The 20,525-nt window shown below is 63.0% G+C and carries 21 protein-coding genes and 1 tRNA gene; 5 read left to right on the top strand and 17 right to left on the bottom strand.

Translation table 11 applies throughout. From position 1 onward, the window contains the following. Positions 1 to 33 precede the first annotated feature (33 nt). The 6 genes from rlmH to obgE all read right to left on the bottom strand — a co-directional run bounded on the left by rlmH (position 34) and on the right by obgE (position 5,405). Entirely contained in the window at positions 34 to 516 is a 483-nt protein-coding gene (rlmH, locus tag IB265_RS21245) for a 23S rRNA (pseudouridine(1915)-N(3))-methyltransferase RlmH (protein WP_057254962.1), read from the bottom strand. A 260-nt stretch (positions 517 to 776) separates the two neighbouring features. Further along, a complete protein-coding gene (gene rsfS / locus IB265_RS21240) occupies positions 777 to 1,208 on the bottom strand; it encodes a ribosome silencing factor (protein WP_057254963.1) in 432 nt (143 codons plus the stop codon). Between the two features lie 102 nt (positions 1,209 to 1,310). Beyond that, positions 1,311 to 1,919, bottom strand: coding sequence for a nicotinate-nucleotide adenylyltransferase (locus IB265_RS21235; protein ID WP_082616199.1), 609 nt, complete (start codon positions 1,917 to 1,919; stop codon positions 1,311 to 1,313). A gap of 16 nt (positions 1,920 to 1,935) precedes the next feature. Then, positions 1,936 to 3,219: a glutamate-5-semialdehyde dehydrogenase gene (locus tag IB265_RS21230; protein ID WP_057254964.1), complete on the bottom strand. Its 1,284-nt coding sequence runs from the start codon at positions 3,217 to 3,219 to the stop codon at positions 1,936 to 1,938. Continuing rightward, positions 3,212 to 4,381: a glutamate 5-kinase gene (gene proB, locus IB265_RS21225; protein WP_057254965.1), complete on the bottom strand. Its 1,170-nt coding sequence runs from the start codon at positions 4,379 to 4,381 to the stop codon at positions 3,212 to 3,214. Before proB ends, IB265_RS21230 begins: the two co-directional genes overlap by 8 nt. A gap of 1 nt (position 4,382) precedes the next feature. Continuing rightward, on the bottom strand, positions 4,383 to 5,405 hold the full coding sequence (gene obgE / locus IB265_RS21220) for a GTPase ObgE (RefSeq protein ID WP_057254966.1): 1,023 nt from the start codon (positions 5,403 to 5,405) through the stop codon (positions 4,383 to 4,385). An 85-nt stretch (positions 5,406 to 5,490) separates the two neighbouring features. Between obgE and IB265_RS21215 the strand changes: the two genes are divergently transcribed. Further along, complete coding sequence (locus IB265_RS21215; RefSeq protein WP_192495159.1) at positions 5,491 to 6,351, top strand: endonuclease/exonuclease/phosphatase family protein; 861 nt, start codon at positions 5,491 to 5,493, stop codon at positions 6,349 to 6,351. Positions 6,352 to 6,390: 39 nt separating this feature from the next. Here IB265_RS21215 and IB265_RS21210 read toward each other — a convergent pair whose 3' ends face one another. The 4 genes from IB265_RS21210 to rplU all read right to left on the bottom strand — a co-directional run bounded on the left by IB265_RS21210 (position 6,391) and on the right by rplU (position 8,408). Further along, positions 6,391 to 6,975, bottom strand: a complete 585-nt coding sequence (locus IB265_RS21210) for a GNAT family N-acetyltransferase (protein ID WP_057254968.1) — start codon at positions 6,973 to 6,975, stop codon at positions 6,391 to 6,393. Next, positions 6,972 to 7,604, bottom strand: a complete 633-nt coding sequence (locus IB265_RS21205; protein WP_034802649.1) for a GNAT family N-acetyltransferase — start codon at positions 7,602 to 7,604, stop codon at positions 6,972 to 6,974. Before IB265_RS21205 ends, IB265_RS21210 begins: the two co-directional genes overlap by 4 nt. A 126-nt stretch (positions 7,605 to 7,730) precedes the next feature. Continuing rightward, positions 7,731 to 8,000 carry a 50S ribosomal protein L27 gene (gene rpmA / locus IB265_RS21200; protein ID WP_037470908.1) on the bottom strand — a complete coding sequence of 90 codons (270 nt, stop codon included), beginning with the start codon at positions 7,998 to 8,000 and terminating at the stop codon, positions 7,731 to 7,733. 33 nt (positions 8,001 to 8,033) lie between these two features. Then, positions 8,034 to 8,408, bottom strand: a complete 375-nt coding sequence (gene rplU / locus IB265_RS21195; RefSeq protein ID WP_057254969.1) for a 50S ribosomal protein L21 — start codon at positions 8,406 to 8,408, stop codon at positions 8,034 to 8,036. Between the two features lie 294 nt (positions 8,409 to 8,702). Here rplU and IB265_RS21190 point away from each other — a divergent pair. Next, positions 8,703 to 8,792, top strand: a tRNA-Ser gene (locus IB265_RS21190). A 126-nt stretch (positions 8,793 to 8,918) separates the two neighbouring features. Here IB265_RS21190 and IB265_RS21185 read toward each other — a convergent pair. The 6 genes from IB265_RS21185 to IB265_RS21160 all read right to left on the bottom strand — a co-directional run bounded on the left by IB265_RS21185 (position 8,919) and on the right by IB265_RS21160 (position 14,310). Continuing rightward, the gene (locus IB265_RS21185; protein ID WP_309140417.1) at positions 8,919 to 9,356 is read right to left on the bottom strand and encodes a hypothetical protein; all 438 of its coding nucleotides are present in this window, start codon (positions 9,354 to 9,356) and stop codon (positions 8,919 to 8,921) included. A 205-nt stretch (positions 9,357 to 9,561) separates the two neighbouring features. After that, positions 9,562 to 9,825 (bottom strand): hypothetical protein, encoded by a 264-nt coding sequence (locus IB265_RS21180; RefSeq protein ID WP_057254971.1) that lies wholly within the window; start codon positions 9,823 to 9,825, stop codon positions 9,562 to 9,564. A 351-nt stretch (positions 9,826 to 10,176) separates the two neighbouring features. Then, positions 10,177 to 11,850, bottom strand: a complete 1,674-nt coding sequence (locus IB265_RS21175; protein ID WP_057254972.1) for a flotillin family protein — start codon at positions 11,848 to 11,850, stop codon at positions 10,177 to 10,179. A 21-nt stretch (positions 11,851 to 11,871) separates the two neighbouring features. Beyond that, a complete protein-coding gene (locus IB265_RS21170) occupies positions 11,872 to 12,501 on the bottom strand; it encodes an OB-fold-containig protein (protein WP_057254973.1) in 630 nt (209 codons plus the stop codon). Between the two features lie 5 nt (positions 12,502 to 12,506). Further along, entirely contained in the window at positions 12,507 to 13,640 is a 1,134-nt protein-coding gene (locus IB265_RS21165) for a PspA/IM30 family protein (protein WP_057254974.1), read from the bottom strand. Between the two features lie 160 nt (positions 13,641 to 13,800). After that, positions 13,801 to 14,310: a hypothetical protein gene (locus IB265_RS21160; protein WP_057255098.1), complete on the bottom strand. Its 510-nt coding sequence runs from the start codon at positions 14,308 to 14,310 to the stop codon at positions 13,801 to 13,803. Between the two features lie 241 nt (positions 14,311 to 14,551). Here IB265_RS21160 and IB265_RS21155 point away from each other — a divergent pair, with 241 nt between their 5' ends. Then, entirely contained in the window at positions 14,552 to 14,713 is a 162-nt protein-coding gene (locus tag IB265_RS21155) for a hypothetical protein (protein ID WP_192495158.1), read from the top strand. 486 nt (positions 14,714 to 15,199) lie between these two features. On the opposite strand, the gene IB265_RS21150 is transcribed toward IB265_RS21155, so the two are convergent. After that, positions 15,200 to 16,510, bottom strand: coding sequence for an amidase (locus tag IB265_RS21150; protein WP_057255099.1), 1,311 nt, complete (start codon positions 16,508 to 16,510; stop codon positions 15,200 to 15,202). Between the two features lie 262 nt (positions 16,511 to 16,772). Between IB265_RS21150 and IB265_RS21145 the strand changes: the two genes are divergently transcribed. Both IB265_RS21145 and typA read left to right on the top strand, forming a co-directional pair. Then, the gene (locus IB265_RS21145) at positions 16,773 to 18,338 is read left to right on the top strand and encodes an alkaline phosphatase (RefSeq protein WP_057254975.1); all 1,566 of its coding nucleotides are present in this window, start codon (positions 16,773 to 16,775) and stop codon (positions 18,336 to 18,338) included. Positions 18,339 to 18,539: 201 nt separating this feature from the next. Continuing rightward, the gene (typA, locus tag IB265_RS21140; protein ID WP_057254976.1) at positions 18,540 to 20,366 is read left to right on the top strand and encodes a translational GTPase TypA; all 1,827 of its coding nucleotides are present in this window, start codon (positions 18,540 to 18,542) and stop codon (positions 20,364 to 20,366) included. The last annotated feature ends 159 nt before the right edge of the window (positions 20,367 to 20,525 follow it).

Raw genomic sequence — 20,525 nt, 5'->3', positions numbered from 1 at the left:
GTGAAGTATCCCGCGGAAAACGGCCCACCTGGCCTAGACCCGATGATAGGGGTGGCCGGAGAGAATGGTGACGGCGCGGTAAAGCTGCTCGGCAATCAGGATGCGCACGAGCTGGTGCGGCCAGGTCATCTTTCCAAGGTTGAGCACCGCATCGGCGCGGGCGTGAAGGCTCGGGTCGAGGCCGTCGGCGCCGCCGATCGCAATCATCAGGTCGCGCTTGCCGCTGTCGCGGAACGTACCGAGGAGCGATGCAAAGCCTTCGGAATCGAGCGCCTTGCCACGTTCGTCGAGAAGCACGAGCAGGCTGCCTTCGGCAAGCGCCTTCTCAAGCTGGGAGGCTTCTTCCCGCTTGCGCGTGTCGGCATTGGAGGCACGGCTTTCGTTGACTTCGACGACGCGGGAAAGTTCCAGACCGATCGCCGGACCGGCCTTGGAAAAGCGATCGAGATAACGGGCCGCGAGATCCTTTTCCGGCCCCGCCTTGAGGCGGCCGACTGCGAAAAGTCCGATACGCATGACCTTACCCGTCCTCGCTTGCGCTGCAACGCACACTGCATAGTTCCTGAAATCGGATCGATTCAAGGAGAATCTTATGCCGCGTCCATGGAGCCTTGCAGCGTCGTTCGCGCCTGGTCCGGATAACGAGCCCAAAAGGTTACGATCAGTCGCAACAAACTTCCGGCTGACAACGCCGCGAGCGGCGCCAGCCCTTCAAATTCATGCATGACCGCATCTCGGCTCGTCCGGCACTCAGCTGCGCGGCGACCCGGTCGGTCTCAATGCAAGGTGCCGTCCTCGATCTCAGGAGCCGCCCACATCCTCTCGATGTTGTAGAACTCCCGGATCTCCGGCCGGAAGATGTGAACGATCACATCGCCGGTGTCGATCAGCACCCAGTCACCGCCTTCCAGACCTTCGACACGGGCATTGCCAAAGCCCCCGTCTTTCAGGTCGGTCGTCAGGTGATCGGCAATGGCCATCACATGCCTCGTCGATCGCCCGGAGACAACGACCATGAAGTCTCCCAGCGCCGATTTTCCGGCAATGTTGATGCTGACGATATCTTCTGCCTTCGAGTCCTCTAGGCTTTCGAGGACCAGTTGAAGCGCACGGACAGCGGCTTCGTCGCTAGATCCCGTGCTGCGCGGGAACGCGGAGACCGCATATCCCTTGGCGTGTGCTGTTGTCAGGGTCTTTCCTTTCCACATGAACAGAACAGGCACTATCGATTCGAACAAAGATCGAACCGTTAGTGAATGTAGGCATCAAACCGTAGCGGTTTCAAGACAGGAGAAGTGAATCATGGGAATTCACGTAGGCTTCACCGCCCGAAGCGCGGTCGAGCTCATCGATGAGCGAGGCCCATGGATGAAGGTCCAGGCGGGGGCTGCGTGATAGGCCAGACGGCGGGCGTCGTCCTCGTCGATGCGGGCATAGTCGAAGGTCCTGGCCATGCGCGAGGAGAGATAGGCGAGCGTCGAGCCCGGCCGATCGATGACGGCGATCGGGAAGGTGCGGGCGATCTTCTGCCAGTTCTGCCAGCGGTGAAAGCTCTTCAGGTTGTCGGCGCCCATGATCCAGACGAAGTGGATATCGCGGTTGCGGGCGCGCACCGTCTCCAGCGTGCGAGCGGTGTAGCTTTGGCCGAGCGCCTGTTCGAAGGCGGTCACCTTGATGCGCGGGTTGGGTGCGATCTTCTCGCTCATGGCGATGCGGTCTGCGAGCGGCGCCAGGTTGTTGTGGTCTTTCAGCGGATTGCCGGGCGTCACCATCCACCAGAGCTGGTCGAGCCCCAACCGCTGGATCGCCGTGTCGGCGACCAGCACATGGCCCTCGTGCGGCGGATTGAAGGATCCGCCGAAGAGGCCGACCACCATGCCGCTCTCGACATGGGGCATGCGCAGGTAGCGGGCGTTCACCTTGCCCGCGGTCACTTCAGGGCCTGACCTGTCCAGCACCACGCACCCGATACTTGAAGGAGGTCAGTTGCTCGACACCGACTGGTCCGCGCGCGTGCATCTTGCCCGTCGCGATGCCGATCTCGCCGCCCATGCCGAACTCACCGCCATCGGCAAACTGGGTCGAGGCGTTGTGCAGGAGGATCGCGGAATCGATCTCCGCAAAGAAACGCTCGACCACCGCAGCATCCTCGGCGATGACGGCCTCAGTATGGGCCGACGACCAGGTGGCGATGTGCTCGATGGCGCCCGAGATGCCGTCCACTAGCTTCACCGAGATGATGGCGTCGAGGTATTCCGTTGCCCAGTCTTCGTCGGTCGCGGCCTTCAGTCCGTCGACTGAGCCTGCGAGCTCATCCGACACACGCACTTCGCAGCCGGTCGCAAGTAGGGCGCTCAACAGTGGCTTGACCAGCCGCTCGGCGTCGTTGCGGTCGATCAGCAGCGTTTCGGCCGCGCCACAGATGCCGGTACGCCGCATCTTGGCGTTGACGACGATCTTTTCCGCCATGGCAAGGTCGGCCGAAGCGTCGACATAGATGTGGCAGAGACCTTCGAGATGAGCAAAGACCGGCACGCGCGCTTCATTCTGGACGCGGGCAACCAGGCTCTTTCCGCCGCGTGGCACGATGACGTCGATTGCGCCGCCAAGACCAGCAAGCATGGCGCCGACGGCGGCGCGGTCGGCGACCGGCACCATCTGGATCGCGTGCTCGGGCAGGCCCGCGGCCCTGAGGCCCTCGACGAGGCAGGCGTGGATGGCGCCCGAGGAATGGAAACTGTCGGAGCCGCCGCGCAGGATCACGGCATTGCCGGCCTTGAGGCAGAGCGCGCCGGCGTCTGCCGTCACGTTGGGCCGGCTTTCATAGATGACGCCGATGACGCCGAGCGGGGTGCGCACGCGCTCGATGTGTAGGCCGTTCGGCCGGTCCCATTCGGCAATCACGTCGCCGACCGGGTCCTTGAACTCGGCGATGGCGCGGATGCCGTTCGCCATGTCGCGGATGCGGCCTTCGGTGAGCGTCAGGCGGTCGATGAAGGCGCTGGCGACGCCGGTCTCGCGGGCATTTTCCAGGTCGATGGCATTGGCCGCCAGAATCTCGCCCATGCGCGCGACGATCGCGTCGGCCATGGCGATCAAGGCGGCATGCTTGCGCTCGGCGCCGGCGACGGCAAGCGGTCGGCTGGCGGCCTTGGCCCTGCGGCCGATTTCCAGCATGACGCTCTCGACGTCGTCCTTGTTCTTCACCTCGTCAAGCATGGACCTCATCCTTCCGGCTGCCCTCTTCTTGGGCGCGTTTTCCGGTCATCACCATATCGTCGCGATGCACCATGGCGGCGCGGCCGGCATAGCCGAGGATCGCAGCGATCTCGGCCGACTTCTTGCCGGCGATCTGGCGCGCTTCGTCGGCGTCGTAGCCGGCGAGACCGCGGGCGATCTCGCGGCCCGATGTGCCGAGAATAGCGATGGTATCGCCGCGGCTGAAGCTGCCGGTGACGTCGCGAACGCCGGCCGGCAGCAGGCTCTTGCCAGAGCGCAGCGCCTCTTCGGCGCCGGCGTCGACGCTGAGCGTTCCGGCGGGCAGCAATTGCCCGGCAATCCAGGTCTTGCGCGCGGTCACCGGTGAACCCGAGGGGGCAAACCAGGAGGAGCGGGCGCCTTCTTCGATTGCTGCGAGCGGATGGTTGGGCTTGCCGGAGGCGATGATCATGGCGCAGCCGGCGGTCGTCGCGATCTTGCCGGCATCGATCTTGGTGCGCATGCCGCCACGCGAAAGCTCGGACGCGGCACCACCGGCCATGGCCTCGATCTCCGGCGTGATCTCGGCGATCGTTTCGAGGAAGCGGGCATTCGGGTCGAGATGCGGCGGGGCGGTATAGAGCCCGTCGATGTCGGAGAGCAGCACCAGAAGGTCGGCGCCGACCATGGTGGCGACTCGGGCGGCGAGGCGATCATTGTCGCCATAGCGGATTTCGGTCGTTGCGACCGTGTCGTTCTCGTTGATGATCGGCACGGCACCGAGCTTCAGCAGCTGGTTGATGGTGGCGCGGGCATTGAGATAACGGCGGCGCTCCTCGGTGTCGCCGAGCGTCAGCAGCACCTGGCCAGCGACGATCGCATCGGTCGAGAGGCTCTCCGACCAGGCGCGCGCCAGCGCGATCTGGCCGACGGCGGCGGCGGCCTGGCTTTCTTCCAGTTTGAGCGCGCCCGCCGGCACGTTGAGCACGCTGCGGCCGAGCGCGATCGCGCCCGAGGAGACGACCAGCACTTCGACGCCCTTGGCCTTGAGATTGGCGATATCGGTGCACATCGCGTCGAGCCAGGCTTTCTTCAGCCCGGTGGCGCGGTCGACCAGCAATGCCGACCCGATCTTGATGACGACCCGGCGATACTTCAAAAGCGGCTTGCGGGTCTTGGTCATCTTAGAGGTTCTCCTCGCCGAAGCCTTCGCCGGCCTTGGCGGCGACGATGACGCTGCGCAGCGCCCTCAGCGCCTCGGTCATGCCCTTGCCGACTGCGGCGGAAAGCAGAAGGGGCTGTTCGCCACAGGCCTTTGCCAGCGCCTTGGCCTTCACCTTCAATTCGTCCTCGTCGAGCACGTCGATCTGCGACAGCGCGACGATCTGCGGCTTGTCCTCGAGGCCGCCGCCATAGGCTTCGAGCTCGTACTTCACCGTCTTATAGGCCTTGGCGACATCTTCTTCCTGGGCGGAAACCAGATGCAGCAGCACGCGGGTGCGCTCGACATGGCCGAGGAAGCGGTCGCCGATGCCCACACCCTCATGCGCGCCTTCGATCAGACCCGGGATATCGGCGATGATGAATTCGTTGCCGTCGATGGTCGCGACGCCGAGATTGGGATGGAGCGTCGTGAACGGGTAGTTGGCGATCTTCGGACGCGCACGGGTGCAGGCGGCGAGGAAGGTCGACTTGCCGGCATTCGGCAGGCCGACCAGACCGGCGTCGGCGATCAGCTTCAGCCGCAGCCAGAGGGTCTTCTCATCGCCTTCGAGGCCTGGATTGGCCCAGTTCGGCGCCTGGTTGGTGGACGACTTGAAGCGGGCGTTGCCGAAGCCGCCATTGCCGCCGGCGGCCAGCCGGTAGCGCTGGCCTTCGGCCACCATGTCGACGATCAGCGTCTCGTTGTCTTCCTCGAAGATCTGGGTGCCGACCGGCACCTTCAGCGTCACGTCGTCGCCGCCGGCGCCGGTGCGGTTGCGACCCATGCCGTGCTGGCCGGTCTTGGCCTTGAAGTGCTGCTGGTAGCGGAAGTCGATCAGGGTGTTGAGACCGTTGACGGCCTCCACCCAGACATCGCCGCCGCGACCGCCATCGCCGCCGTCCGGTCCGCCGAACTCGATGAACTTCTCGCGCCGGAACGAGACGGCGCCTGCGCCGCCGTCGCCGGAGCGGATATAGACTTTCGTTTCGTCGAGAAATTTCATTGGGCTGCCATCTGTTCGGTGTAGGTGCGCGGTCTTAATTTGCCGCCATCGATATAGGCGGTTTATTCGGAGGTCAAAGAATATCGTGCGGTTCGTCAGCTACAACATCCAATACGGCATCGGTCTCGACGGCCGCTTCGACCCCGAACGCATCGCGGCCTCGGTCGGGGACGCCGACATCATTGCGTTGCAGGAAGTAACGCGCGGTTTTCATCGCAACGATCACGTCGATCTCGTCGCCCGCTTCGAAAAGTTGTTCCCGGGTCATTTCGCGGCCTTTCACGCGCCCTGCGATATCGACGTCGGCTCGACGATCGAAGATGGCCGCCCCGTCAGCCGCCGCTTCCAGTTCGGCAACATGATCCTGTCGCGCTGGCCGATCCTTGCGACGCGGCTGATCCCCCTGCCACGCACCCGCACGATCAGCCCGATGAACCTGCAGCGCGGTGCGACCGAAGCGTTGATCGCGACGCCCGGCGGTCCGCTCCGGGTCTATTCCGTGCATCTCGATCATGTGCTTCCCGCCGAGCGCATCGCCCAGATCCGCTACCTGAAGGACCGGTTGCTCGGCTATCCGCTCGAAGGTGGCGCGATCACCGGGGCGGTCGATTTCGGCCTTGCCGAGCCGCCGCATCCGGAGGACTTCGTCGTCATGGGCGATTTCAACATGGAGCTGGAGACGCCGGAATATTGTGCCATGGTGGGTGCGCGCGATGCCTACTATGGCCGTTCGCTGCGGCTTGAGAATCCGGTCGACGTGCTTGCCCATCTCGGTCGACTGACGCCGGAAAGCTATAGCTGGATTCATCCCGAAAACCCCGAAAAACGCATGCACCTCGACTATTGTTTCTTAAGCGCCGGCCTCGTTCCGCGGTTGACGGACGCCTGGACGGAATATGACGCCAAGGGCTCCGATCACCTGCCAGTCGGCTTCACGCTTTCATGAAAAATCCCCCGCAAAGGCGAGCTTCGCGGGGGATGTCGTTCAATGCGGTCGGTGCAGATCGGCAGCGGTCAGCCGGGTTTCGATATGCGCGACCATGGCGTTGCGGGCGAGCGCATAGACCTGGGTGCAGCCGGTGATCTGAAAGCCGATCTTTTCCTGCACCTTCAGCGAGCCCGGATTGTCGGCAAAGACGCCGGAATGCAGCATCGTTTCCGGCATGCGGCGGAAGAAGCGCTCGACCGCGGCATAGACCGCCTCGGAGGCAATACCCTTGCCCCAGTAGAAGCGGTTCAGCCAGTAGCCGACATTCCATTGGCCGTGCCTGAGCTCGATGCCGACGCAACCGATATGCACGTCGTCGCCAGTGGTGACGGCGAATGTCCAGTCGGGCGTCAGGCCTGAGGTCTGCGCCGTCAGCCAGTCGAGCGCATCCTGCAGGTCGTAGGGCGCCGGAACGCGCGCAAGCATGCGCGCCACCTGGAAATCGCCGAGCGACTGGGCGATCGCCTCGGCGTCATTTCGCCGGTGCGGGCGCAGGACAAGACGCTTCGTCTCGATGACCGGGCAGGGCCCGGGACCGGGGCGGGCGACGACCCGCTGGCGTTCGGAAACGAGCGCGTTCATCGCATGCCTCCCCAGCTTCTCAAGGAGACCCAGGTCTTGCGGTCGAGCCGGTACCATTCGACAGCGATCGAGCCGCCGAGCGCCAGGCTGCCGACCATGCCGCTTCCCTGGAACTGGAAGCCGCACTTCTGGATGACCCGGCGGGATGCGAGGTTCATGACCCGGCAGCGCGCATCGATCTGGTCGATATCGCGGGTGCGGAAGGCCATGTCGGTCAGGACCTGGGCCGCCTCGGTGGCATAGCCCTGGTTCCAGTATGGTTCGCCCAGCCAATAGCCAAGTTCCGCCGTCTTGCCGTCGGGATGCGGCTCGATACCGCAGCAACCGAGAAATGCGCCATTGTCCGCCTTGGTAATCGCGTAGACGCACTTGCCAATCGTGCCGGCTTTCGCGCGTCGCACGAAGTCGGCGGCATCGGCCGTCGTATACGGGTGCGGCATGCGCGAGACCATGGTCGCGACATTGGCATTGTTGGCAAGATGGGCAAGGGCGTCGATATCGTCTTCATGGGGCGCGCGCAGAACGAGCCTGGGTGACAACAATATCGGGCAATCGGTCCTTGACCGTTGGGGCCTCAGCCTCTGCTCGGGAGACCGGGATTGGTCTTCCCTCAACAACTCGGTTTGCATGGTTTCCTCCAGAAACGAAAAAGGGGAGTTGGGTATTGCCCCATCTCCCCTTTGAAGTCTGGCTTGGAACCATCAGGTGCGTCAGCCGGGTCGATGAGACGCCGGCTGTTTTAGAGCGCTACCGGCTTATTCCGCTGCTTCGGCTTTCGGCATTACAGACACGTACACGCGGCCATTGGCCTTCGTACGGAAGTCCACATTGCCGGCCGTAAGTGCAAAAATCGTGTGGTCCTTACCGAGGCCGACATTGGCGCCCGGATGCCACTTCGTGCCGCGCTGGCGCACGATGATGTTGCCTGCAACGACGTTTTCGCCGCCGAACTTCTTCACGCCAAGGCGCTTGGACTCAGAATCGCGACCGTTACGCGACGAACCGCCAGCTTTTTTGTGTGCCATTGGTGTTCTCCTTTAAACCTTAGATCCCTGAACTCAGTTTGCAGCGGCTTCGGCGGCAGCTTCGGTCTTCTTCGAAGCCTTCTTCGCCTTGCCACCGGCAGCAGCGATGTCCAGGATGCGGACGGTCGTCTGGTGCTGGCGGTGACCGCGCGAGCGCTTGGAGTTCTGGCGGCGACGCTTCTTGAAGGCGATGACCTTCTTGGCGCGACCCTGTTCCACAACTTCAGCGCTGACAACGGCGCCTTCGACAAACGGAGCACCGATGGTTGCATCGGCGCCAACGCCGACCATCAGGATCTCGGTGAATTCGATCTTGTCGCCTGCAACGCCTTCCAGCTTTTCGATGGTGAGGACGTCGTTGGCGGCCACGCGGTACTGCTTACCGCCGGTCTTGATGACTGCGAACATTTTTTATCCTTTCATGTTCGATCCGGCTCTCTGCCCGAGGACAAGGCCGTCTTTTTGTCAGTCGACAGTTGAGTGGAATGCCCAAAAGGATATCCACCGGTGAAAGGGCGCAAATCACACCCGATGCGGAATGGCCAGGCCACACCACTTCATTGCGCGGATTACAAGGAATCGCGCGTGTGTGTCAAGGCGAAAGCAACAGAGCCGTTACATATTCTTCAAACAGGCACTTGCCAGCACCCGAATCTGCCGCTATGAACCCGACCGCGCTAACCAAGCGCCGACCAGCAAAGCGGAGAGGTGGCTGAGTGGTCGAAAGCACCGCACTCGAAATGCGGCGTACGGGCAACCGTACCGTGGGTTCGAATCCCACCCTCTCCGCCATATTTTCTTCGACTCAATCGTCGCAATCATGCCGCAGTTCGTCAAACGGCCAGAGATGGCGGCGCGAATCTCGTAGTTCCGTCAAAGGCCCGTTGCACGACGTGACCTGCTCCGGCAGGGCCTGCGTCAGGCGACTTTCAGAGCTACCGATATTTCCGACAAGGTAGCTTTCTCCGCGTCGCTCACCGCAACGCCGCCAAAGCCCATGAAGCCACCTTCCTTGGCGGCCTCTGCCACCCGTTGGCTGATCTGGTACAGCCATGCGGCGAATGCCCCGGCGTCGCCGGGCGCCTTGGTCTCGACGGTGGTTCGGGCCTGCCGCAGCGTTTCAATGCAACGAGTCTTCATTTCTTGGGGCTTGGTACCTTTGAGTTTTGCCTGCAGGCCGTCGCGGGCGGCGGTCCGTCCTTCCGAGGTTTCGAAGTCGGCGACAAGCGCTTTGACAAGAGGATTTGCGGCATCCGATTTTGCCTGCAGAAGCGCGCTGCTATTGGCGATGCCCTCCTTCAGCATACCCCAGAGGCCGCTCGGCTCTGCCGCCGTCACGGCAATGCCGGCCATCATCACGCTCTCCAAGAGCAGCGTCCATTCTTCCGAGGTGAATGTCGATTTGTCAGCCATGGCTGATCCTCCTTCGTTCGATTTTGTCGATGACAATTGCCGCCGGTCCGCGCAGCGCGCAAAAGGCCGGCGGTCTCTCTCTCTCTCTCTCTCTCTCTCTCTCTCTCTCTCTCTCTCTCTCTCTCTCTCTCTCTCTCTAGCCGCTCTGTCAGGCCGACAGGCCGGCGAGCTTGGCCTTCAATGCGTCGATCGTCGGCTTTAGGATGTCTGAAACGCCGGGGATGGCCAACACCTTGTCGAACAGCCCGTTGAGCGTCGGCATCATCGGCCCGACCAGTGCCGAAAGGGCTGCCTTTTGCTCGGCAGACAGTTGCCCGGCCGTGCTGCCTACCTTGTCGAACCCGCCTGAGATCTCCTCCAGGCCATTGGCTTTTCCTCCACGTTGATGTCGTCGGACATCGACAGCACTCATGGAGCGGTCGCCCGACGGCGCGGCAATTGGCTGCAAACAATTCGCGTTTGTCTGATTATCGGCTGCGAGACCGGTTCGTCTGGAACCCTCGGCGCGAAAATATTAGCACTTGTGGATGTATTTGCCCAGTTCTCGGCAACTTGCGGAAACAGCGGCGCTCGGGGCAAGCAACACGCGCCACGGTGCGCCCGCATTTTGACCGACCCATGGCCTGTCGCTAAAAAGGGAGCGAGGCGGGCGGACGTTCTCCAGCTCGTAGGCCGGATTTCCCGGTCGGAGCGGCAGCGTCGGTGACTGCTCACAGTCGGATCCCCGGCCCCACGAGGGGTCAGGGATCTTGTCAGTCTTGCCTTACTTCTTCGGTGCTTTCTCCGCAGGTGCCGGGGCCTGTAGGTCGCCGAGCAGCGAGGAAATGGCGTTCTCGCCGTTGAAGCCGGCCTCCTTCAGCAGCTGGTCGAGGACCGGCTTGTTGGCCTGGTAGGCGAGTAGCTGGCCCGCAAGGCCGTCGCCGAGGCCGATGCCGTTCTTGGCGCCTTCGCCGCCTGCACCGCGGCCGAGCATGCCGCCGGTGTCGAAGATGCGGATGTCGGAGATCTTCTCGATCGGCTTGACCGCTTCAGCCAGCGCTTCGGGAATGATGCGGATGCGCTCGCGTAGGATCTCGAACTCGATGATGGCGGAGCTCAGCTTGTTGCGGGCTTCGTTGAGCAGGGCCTCGCTTTCGGCCGCGGCCTTGCCGGTTTCGAGCACGCCCTTGGCCTTGATGATGGCCGCTTCGGCTTCGGCGGTGGCGAGCGTCTTGATCGCATCGGCCTGGTCGAGGGCCGCCTGCTTTTCGGCTTCGGCGCCAACGGTCACGGCCGTTGCTTCGGTTTCGGCGTTCTTGCGGGCGTCGATGACGGCGATCTGGCGTTCGCGTTCGGCGATTTCCACGGCCTTTGCGGTTTCGACCTTTTCTTCTGCGGCAATCGCCAGGGCGCGGGCGTTTTCGGCCTTGGCCTTGGCTTCCGATTCCTCGCGGCTTTTGTTGGCGACGGCGATGGCGCTTTCCTGAGAGACGATCTGCAGGTCGCGCTTGGCTTCCGTGTCGCGCTGCTGAACAGACCGGGTCGCGTCGATGTTGGCGTTTTCACGAACCTGCTTGGCGGTCGCCTCGCGCTCGGCAATCGCCTGTTCGGTGGCAATGCGGGCTTCTTCTTCCGCGCGCTTGGCGGCCTGCTCCTGCTGCGCGGTTTCGGCCCGGGTGGCGGCCGACTTGTTGGCGATGTCGCGCTCCTGGTTCAGTTCCGCCTCGCGCTTGGTGCGCTCGATCGCCAGCGATTGCTGGCGCGCTTCCAGGTCCTTCTGGGCGATGGCGACTTCGGTGTCGCGGACGATCTCGTTGCGCTCCTTCTTGCGGCCCTCGGTGATGCGGGTCAGCGCCGCCAGACCATGGGCGTCGAAGAAGTTGTTGGCGTTGAAATGCTTGATATCCGTCTGGTCGAGGCGGGTCAGCGAGACCGATTCGAGCTCGAGGCCGTTCGACTGCAGGTCGGCGCCGACTGCTTCCTGCACCGCCTTGACGAAATCCATGCGCTGCTCCTGCAGCGCGTCGAGGCTCATGGTGGCGGCAACCGAGCGCAGGCCGTCGACGAACTTCGCCTCGATCAGCACGCGCAGTTGCTCCGCGTCATTGGTGCGGTCGCCGAGCGTCTGGGCCGCAAGCGCGATCGAGGAGGCATCGGGTTTCACGCGGACATAGAATTCCGCGCCGATATCGACGCGCATACGATCCTTGGTGATCAGCGCGTCGCCTTCGCCGCGGCGGACCTCGAGGCGGAGCGTCTTCAAGTTGACGCGGGCGATCGAGTGGAAGATAGGCAGCACGATGGAGCCTCCGTCGAGGACCACCTTCTGGCCGCCGAGGCCGGTGCGCACATAGGCTTCATCCCGGCTCGAGCGGGTATAGAGCGATGCAAGAACAAAGCCGATGCCGAGGATCAGGACGATGCCGATGCCGGCCGGCACCAAGAGTTCGTAAAACATGGTTGCTCCGATGAGGAAGGATTAAGGATTGGGCGGCGTCAGCAGGTCCGACGGCGCGGATATCGCAATAAAAATGTCTGATGCGCGATCAACGATCAGTACCTGTGCGCCGATGGCGATCGGCTGCTCGTTGCGGGCGGCCCGTGCGCGCAGTACGTGCCAGTTGCCGTGGCGATCCTTGAGGCGGATGCGTCCCGGCAGGCCCTGGTCCAGCGGACCGACGGTGACTTCGCCGCTGCGGCCGACGAAATCGCCGAGGTCGACGACATAGCTTTCGTCACGCGGGACGATCTTCGCCACCCACCGGCTCGACGCGCGAACTGCGGGTAGCGAGAAGGCGAGCGCCGGCAGGGCCGCGGCAAGCGTCGGCAGCGGCGCCCACAGGGCTCCTGCCACCGCCTGAATGACAAACCCGGTCATGGCGAAGAGGCCGAGGAAAAGCATCAGCAGAACAAGCAGCGGCACGCCGCCGACATTGAACCAGGACATCAGTCCGCCGAGCGCGTTGTGGTCGTCCAGCCAGGCCTTGTCGATCGCCTCGCCCAGCGAAAAGCCGAGCAGCAGGCAGAGGATCTCGATGCCGGTGAAGGCGGCCAGCATCACCGCCGCAATCGCGAATGGCAGGGATTCCGGGGCGAGGAAGAACAGCATGGGCGTTAGTGCTGCTTTGCCTTGAACTCGGCCAGCCTTGCCTCGATCGCCCGGTCGCGATGCAGGCGGTCGAGTTCGTCCAGTTCTACACTGTCGCTGTGATTTCCGCCCGGAACCCCGGTGGCGCGGGAGACGGCGGCGGCGGCACGGGCTGCACCATCAACGGGGCTGGCCTTTGCCAGGCCTGAAGCCTTGCTCTCGGGGAACTGGGCGATGCTGCGCTTGAGATCGGCGAGCCGCGCTTCGGCTTCGCGGCGGGTGGCGAGGACCGCCTGGAGCGCCTGCTGGCCCTCTTCGAGATCGGTGCGGGCGCCGGCCAGCGCCTTGTCCAGAGCGGCAAGCTGCGATTCCAGATCGATCTGGCGTGCGACGCCGGCTTTGGCGAGGTCCTCTCGGGCGGCGGAGATCGCGGTCCGGATCTTTTCGTCCAGTTTCGTGAGATCGGCGCCGATTTCGTCGCGGCGGCTGAGGATGCGGTATTCCTCGGCACGCGCCTGTCCGATATCGACCCGGGCTTCTTCGGCGGCGGCGTCGATTTCGCGGAGCGCCTGTTCGACGATCACGATCTTGTTGCTGCCTTCCGCCTTGTCGACGGCGGCATTGGCGAGACCGGCGATCAAGCGGCCCATGCGCGATAGGATGCCTTCATTCGTCATCATTTTCTTCTCCGTTCGGTCGGAATGCGTGGTGACGCCGATGTGGATCTGATAGCCGCCGTCTTGTGCAACGAGCTGGGCGGCGAAGATATTCAAGGTGCCGGGCGAATAGCCGGCGACATCGTAGGGGATGGCGACGCGACCGCGCACGGTGGCGACGGTCAGATCCGACGGTCCCTTGATTGCAAAAAGCTTGTCGTCCAGCGGCAGCCTTTCGGCGTTGGCCGCCTGTCCCCGGTTCGCCGCGAAGTCGCGCAGTCCGAGCGTGACCATCCGTGCCGGAAGCCCCGTACGCTCGCGGACCGTTTCGTAGGCAAGCTCGTGCAGTGTTACGAGGTTGGCCCCCGCCTTTTCTCCGGCGAGTTCATCGAGCATTGCGAGCATATTGGCGTAGGCGACGAAGGTTTCCTCCAGCGCGTGTCTGGCCTCCTCGTCAGGCGCGAGGTCGTAGCACAAGATCGACGTGTGGTTGCTCTGAGCCATAATCCATTACATAAAGCACCGCTTTTGTGCTTTCAAGGATCGGCTCAGTTTTAGGTTGTAATTTTCTTACATTGAACGCGGCCACGACCGTTGCGCTCGAAAAGCGGGTCGGGACCGGCGGAGGAGGGTGACGCCGGAGGTGCGAAATCGCCCGGCGGACTCAATCCACCGCGTTGTTGCGGAGCCAGGTTTCCAGCGCGGCGATGACGGACAGTCGCAGGCTTGCGCCCTTGGACAAAGCGCGGGTGAGGGACATGTCGTCGCCTGCAAAACCCATCTCGGCCATGATGTCGTTCGCGCGCATCCGCCGGCGGTTCATGATGGTGCGGATTTCGGCGATCGTTTCAGGAAGCAGATAGCGACCGCTGGCAATCGCCGCGGCTTGGTGCGCCACGAGCGGCGGATCGTTTTCTGCTTGTGCGGAGGCCATTTCCACGGCGCCATTGCTGCTCAGCCACTTCAGGAAAGTCTCACGCTCGGCGGGGCTTGCCTTGGTCCAGGAATTCTTGAGTTTGTCGAGGCGGGTGCGCTCGTCCTTGAGCCCTGCCGCAACAAGCGCCTTGCGCAGAGACGGAATGCGGCCGGCCATGAGATCGGCGTGGATATCGGGAAAATCGAGCTTCAGGCGCTGCACGTCAGCGGTTTCGTCGCTCTTGGTTTTCTTCGACATGCTCATTCCCGCGCCGTTCGTCCGCGCCATGCTCTAGCGTGCCCGCGCGCCCGGCGCGAGCGAAATAGGTCGCTATCCTCTATCCTTTGTCGGTCGATCCCGTTAGGGAGCACATGGAGAATAACGCGAGGCTGCATGCTGTGCCCTTCGCCGGACGTCATGCATCCAGCTTTACGCAAGTCCCTTCGCCTATCGTCACCGCAATGGCCGGGATGTGACACGGCGAATGAAGGACAATGATATGTCAAACGATATCGAGCATTACCGCGACCCATCCGATTCGATGGTTGCCCTCTATCTCGCGAACAATGACGGCGACGAACTGACCGATGTCCTGGTCGCCGCGCTTGAAGATGCCTTCCGCATCCTCCGCGACGAGATCTCCGGCGAAACGATGCATTGAGCGGAGCGTGTCTCCTCCACGAAGTATTCTTGGAACGTAATCCAGCATCGGTTGCGAATCGAATCATGGATATCCTATTCTGGCCGGGTTCCAATCGGCGACGCGTCGGATTTCGGGAGAGTTCGCGGCCGCTTATCGCCAGCGCTAGGGGAGGCGTATGAGCATGACATTTTCTATCTGGCATATGGTCATGGCGCTGCTGATCATCGGCGTACCCGTCTGGCTGATCCTTCGGGCCTTGAAGCGCTCACGCTAAAGCGCGCCGCGATCAATTCTGCTTCATCGCATATCGCTGTCGCAAAATCGGCGCGCACTTCACTCGGCATGCTTGGCGCATCAAGGCGCGAGCGATCGGCCGTAGAGAACAGGGCGTTGCGGGGTCCGATTTCGACGGGATTCGTGCCCGCTCGATGTCCTTATCGACAGCGACTGCTGAACCGGCCTGTTTACAGGCCGGTGTTTCATTCGATGACCATCGGGCGACGCTCAATTTTCCTGAAGCAGCGCCTCGGCCGAAAGGGCTGAGGCCAGTACGGTCGCATCGGTTCCGTTTCGCCCAACCAGCATCAGTCCGGCCGGCCGCACGAGACCCGGCATCGGCAGGGTGATGGCGTTGAGATCGAACTGGTTGGCAACCTGGCAATTGCGTAGGAGCAGTCCCTCGACGCGGTTGTATTCCGCCACGTCCGTTTCGACGCTGGCGATCGGCACGGCGGCGATCGGTGTCGTCGGCAGTGCGATGAGATCGAAGGGCGAAAGCCGCTCGTCCATGGCGGCGGCGAGTGCGCGCCGAGTTTCCAACAGGGCCGAGATGGCTGCATCCCGTACGGTGAGGCGGCGGCGAAGCGGGAGCTTGACCCTGTCATCGACGGGAGCACCATCGTCATTTAGCCAGCCGGCATGGATGCGGCTTGCTTCCAGGCCGGCGATCGAGCCGATTCGCGTTGCTTCGGCAAGCCGCTCAATCAAGTCATCGAGTGTACAGTCGACGATCTCGGCGCCCGCCTTGGCCAGCCGGTCGAGGCTTGCGGCAAAGGCATTGGCGATTTCGGGCGAGAGCTCTTCGAGCAGCCTTCCCCGGGGAATACCGATGCGAAGTCCTGCAATCGGGCGGGCGACAGGCGGTATCGGTTGCTCACCGGCCATCACGGCGTCTGTTATCGCGCAATCGGCAACGGTTCGGGCGAGCGGCCCGAGCGAATCGAGGCTCGGCGACAGCGGAAAGGAACCATCGAGCGGAACGCGGCTGGCCGTCGGTTTGAAGCCGACGATGCCGTTGAGCGCTGCGGGGATTCGTATCGAGCCGCCGGTGTCGGAACCGATGGCGATGTCGCAGGTGTCTTCGGCCGCCGAAACCCCGGCACCGGAAGACGAGCCGCCGGGGATGAGCCGCTGGTCGGTGGCGTTTCCGGGCACCGGATAGTGCGGGTTGAGGCCGACCGCGGTGAAGGCGAACTCGGTCATGTGGGTCTTGCCGATGATTACGGCACCCGCGGCGCGCAGCCGCTGGACGACGAGCGCGTCTCTTTGGGCCGGTGCCGCATCGCGACGGATGATGGAACCGGCAAGCGTTTGCTCGCCCGCCACGTCGAAGAGATCCTTGATCGAAACGATCTTGCCGTCGAGCGCACCAAGGCTCGCGCCGTCTTGCCGCCGGCGGTCGGCGGCATCAGCTTCCGCGCGGGCACGTTCCGCATAGAGGCGCACGAAGGCCTTTTCTTCGTGCCGGCGATCGTTGACCCGGCTCAGGATCTGTTCCAGGCGATCGCGGGCGGGCGTGTTGGCGAAGTGAGACACGATGATGACCTGTCGATATCGGTGTCGCCGCGCGGCGGCATGAGGCGGGATCATTGCCCGGATTCGCGAAAGCTGCCGGGCTATCTACTTTGATAGCAGCATTGGCAGCGAAAGCCATTGCTCCGATGCAGAGCGAAGTGCCCCAACCTTCACTGAACTGTCGCCAAACCGTTCAAATAGTTTCATGCCGTTGTTACGTCGCTGACATCGGCATGACCAAAGGTCCGGCACGCGCGGTCGCGCTGCCGAATCGGAGGTCTGTTTGGCCGATATCCTCAAGACGCTTTCCCGGCGTTCTTTCCTGCTTTCCGCCGGTGCCGCGGGCTTCGTGGCCTCGTCCGGTCTTGCGACACCCTTCTATGCGAGAGGCTACGGCCGGCCGGAGTTCATACATGGCGTGCAATCGGGCGATGTCGATACGTCCTCCGGCATGATCTGGACGCGGGTGGATCGACCGTCGAAGGTGTCGGTCGAGTATTCGACCACCGAGAGCTTCTCCAATCCGGTTCGCCTTGCCGATCTCACAGCGACGCCGCAGACGGATTGTGCGATCAAGTGTTCGCTCGACGGATTGCTGCCGGACCACGACATCTTCTACCGGTTCACCGCCACCGATCTTTATGATGTCAACCGGGTCTCCGAACCGGTCACCGGCCGGTTTCGCACAGCACCCTTGCGCAAGCGCTCGGTCCGCTTCGTCTGGTCCGGCGATACCGCCGGCCAGGGCTGGGGAATCGATGATGTCGGCATGAAGACCTATTCGACCATGCGGCTGCATGAGCCGGATTTTTTCATCCATTCCGGCGATACGATCTATGCCGACAATCCTATTCCTGACGAGATCCAGCTGCGCGACGGCGGCGTCTGGAAGAACCGGGTGGTGACCCATGAAAAGCGTGACGTGGCGCGAACGCTCGAGGAATATCGCGGGCAATGGAAATACAATCTGCTCGACGATCATGTGCGGCAGCTGAATGCCGTCTGTCCCACCTTTTATCAATGGGACGATCATGAGGTCTTGAACAACTGGTCGGCTTCGACCGACCTTCGCGACGATGCCCGCTATCCGGAAAAGGACGTCGCCGTCTACGCGGAACGGGCAGCCCGCGCGTTCCACGAGATGACGCCGATACGCAACGTCGCGACGCAGCCCGGCCGCATCTTCCGCAAGGTCGGCTATGGGCCGCTGCTAGATGTGTTCTTCGTCGACCTGCGCTCCTATCGCGGCGCCAACCAGGGCAAAGACGGTGGCGGCGCGCTGTTCGGCTGGCGGCAGGCGGACTGGCTGAAGCGGGAGCTTGCCGCCTCGCGTGCCGTGTGGAAGGTGATTGCCTGCGACATGCCGATCGGCCTCGTCGTCTGGGACGACTATGCCAACCGGCGCGGATCCGATGCGATCGCCAACGGCGACGATGGCCCGCCCATGGGCCGGGAGACCGAGTTTGCGGATCTGCTGCGCTTCATCAGGGACAATGCGATCGACAACCTCGTCTGGCTGACGGCTGATGTCCATTACACGGCGGCGCATCACTACGATCCGTCACGGGCGGCGTTCAAGGATTTCCTCCCGTTCTGGGAGTTCGTCTCCGGTCCCCTGCATTCCGGCACCTATGGGCCGAAGGAGCTGGACATGACGTTCGGCCCCGATGTCCGCTTCATCAAGGCGTCTGGCGGCGGCGTCGACAGCAACCTGCCGCCTTCGGCCGGCCTGCAGTTCTTCGGCATCGTCGATATCAACGGCCAGACGAAGCAGATGACGGTGCGGCTGATGGATCGGCAGGACCAGGAACTGTGGCGGGTGACGCTCGATCCGGCTGCCGTCGCATGAGCGTTCGGGCCCTCACAGATCCCTTTCCAAACCCTGCTGGCAAGGCCCTTTCCAGTGGCAAACCCATGGCCTGCCGGGACTTCGGGGTCAGGCTCTTGCGCGCGCCCCCCTTTCGCAATCGCAAAAAAACCTGTATGAGCCCGACCATTGAAAAAGCGGCGTGGCCCATCGGGGCGTGCCCTAAACCTTCCGAGACGAAAAATGAGCATTCGTAACATCGCGATTATCGCGCACGTTGACCATGGGAAAACGACCCTTGTTGACGAGCTCCTGAAGCAGTCGGGCTCGTTCCGCGAAAACCAGCGCGTTGCCGAACGCGTCATGGACTCCAACGACATCGAAAAAGAGCGCGGCATCACCATTCTTGCCAAGGCGACCTCGGTCGAGTGGAAGGGCGTGCGCATCAACATCGTCGACACCCCCGGCCACGCCGACTTCGGCGGTGAAGTCGAGCGCATCCTGTCGATGGTGGATGGTGCCATCGTTCTCGTCGACGCTTCCGAAGGCCCGATGCCGCAGACGAAGTTCGTCGTCGGCAAGGCGCTGAAGGTCGGCCTGAAGCCGATCGTCGCGATCAACAAGATCGACCGTCCGGATGGTCGCCACGAAGAAGTCATCAACGAAGTCTTCGACCTCTTCGCCAACCTCGACGCCTCCGACGAGCAGCTCGACTTCCCGATCCTCTACGGTTCGGGCCGCGATGGCTGGATGAACGTCGCCCCGGAAGGTCCGAAGGACCAGGGCATGGCGCCGCTGCTCGATCTCGTGCTGAAGCACGTTCCCGAGCCGACGGTTGCCGAAGGCCCGTTCCGCATGATCGGCACGATCCTCGAAGCCAACCCCTTCCTCGGCCGCATCATCACCGGCCGCGTTCATTCGGGTTCGCTGAAGCCGAACCAGGCCGTCAAGGTTCTGGGCCAGGACGGCAAGCTGCTGGAAAATGGCCGTATCTCGAAGATCCTCGCCTTCCGCGGCATCGAGCGTCAGCCGATCGAAGAAGCGCATGCCGGTGACATCGTTGCGATCGCCGGTCTCACCAAGGGCACCGTCGCCGACACGTTCTGTGATCCGTCCGTTGCCGAAGCGCTGACCGCCCAGCCGATCGACCCGCCGACCGTCACCATGTCGTTCATCGTCAACGACAGCCCGCTTGCCGGCACCGAAGGCGACAAGGTCACCAGCCGCGTCATCCGCGACCGCCTGTTCAAGGAAGCCGAAGGCAACGTTGCGCTGAAGATCGAAGAATCCTCCGAGAAGGATTCGTTCTTCGTGTCCGGCCGCGGCGAACTGCAGCTCGCCGTTCTGATCGAAACCATGCGCCGCGAAGGCTTCGAGCTTGCCGTGTCGCGTCCGCGCGTCGTCATGCACAAGGACGACAACGGCCAGATGCTCGAGCCGATCGAAGAAGTCGTCATCGACGTTGACGAAGAGCATTCCGGCGTCGTCGTGCAGAAGATGTCGGAGCGCAAGGCCGAGATGGTCGAGCTGCGTCCGTCCGGCGGCAACCGCGTCCGCCTGGTGTTCTTCGCTCCGACCCGCGGCCTCATCGGCTACCAGTCGGAACTTCTGACCGACACCCGCGGCACGGCGATCATGAACCGCCTGTTCCACGCCTACCAGCCTTACAAGGGCGAGATCGGTGGCCGCGTCAACGGCGTTCTCTTGTCGAACGATGCCGGTGAATCGGTTGCCTATGCGATGTTCAACCTGGAAGACCGCGGCCCGATGATCATCGATGCTGGCGAGAAGGTCTATGCCGGCATGATCATCGGCATCCACACCCGCGACAACGATCTGGAAGTGAACGTGCTGAAGGGCAAGAAGCTCACCAACATGCGCGCCGCCGGCAAGGACGAAGCCGTTCGCCTGACGCCGCCGATCCGCATGACGCTGGAGCGCGCGCTCTCCTGGATCCAGGACGACGAGCTCGTCGAAGTGACGCCGAAGTCGATCCGTCTGCGCAAGATGCATCTCGACCCGAACGACCGCAAGCGCTTCGAAAAGGCCCGCACTGCCGGCGCGGCTTAAGCTTCTGACATTACCGAGCCTGAAAAAACCCCGGAGCGATCCGGGGTTTTTTGCTGTGTGTGCCACGGATGGGCGACTTGCGGATAAAGTTAAAAAGGCGTTAACCTTCCATAGGGTGCCGTTAAAGTTGCCTGTGGGTTAACGCTGGCCGGCAACCGG

This window comes from Ensifer sp. ENS10 (genome assembly GCF_014852025.1).
Lineage (GTDB): Bacteria > Pseudomonadota > Alphaproteobacteria > Rhizobiales > Rhizobiaceae > Ensifer.
The sequence above is the reverse complement of the archived record's forward strand: the minus strand, read 5'-3'. Positions and strand labels throughout refer to the sequence as shown.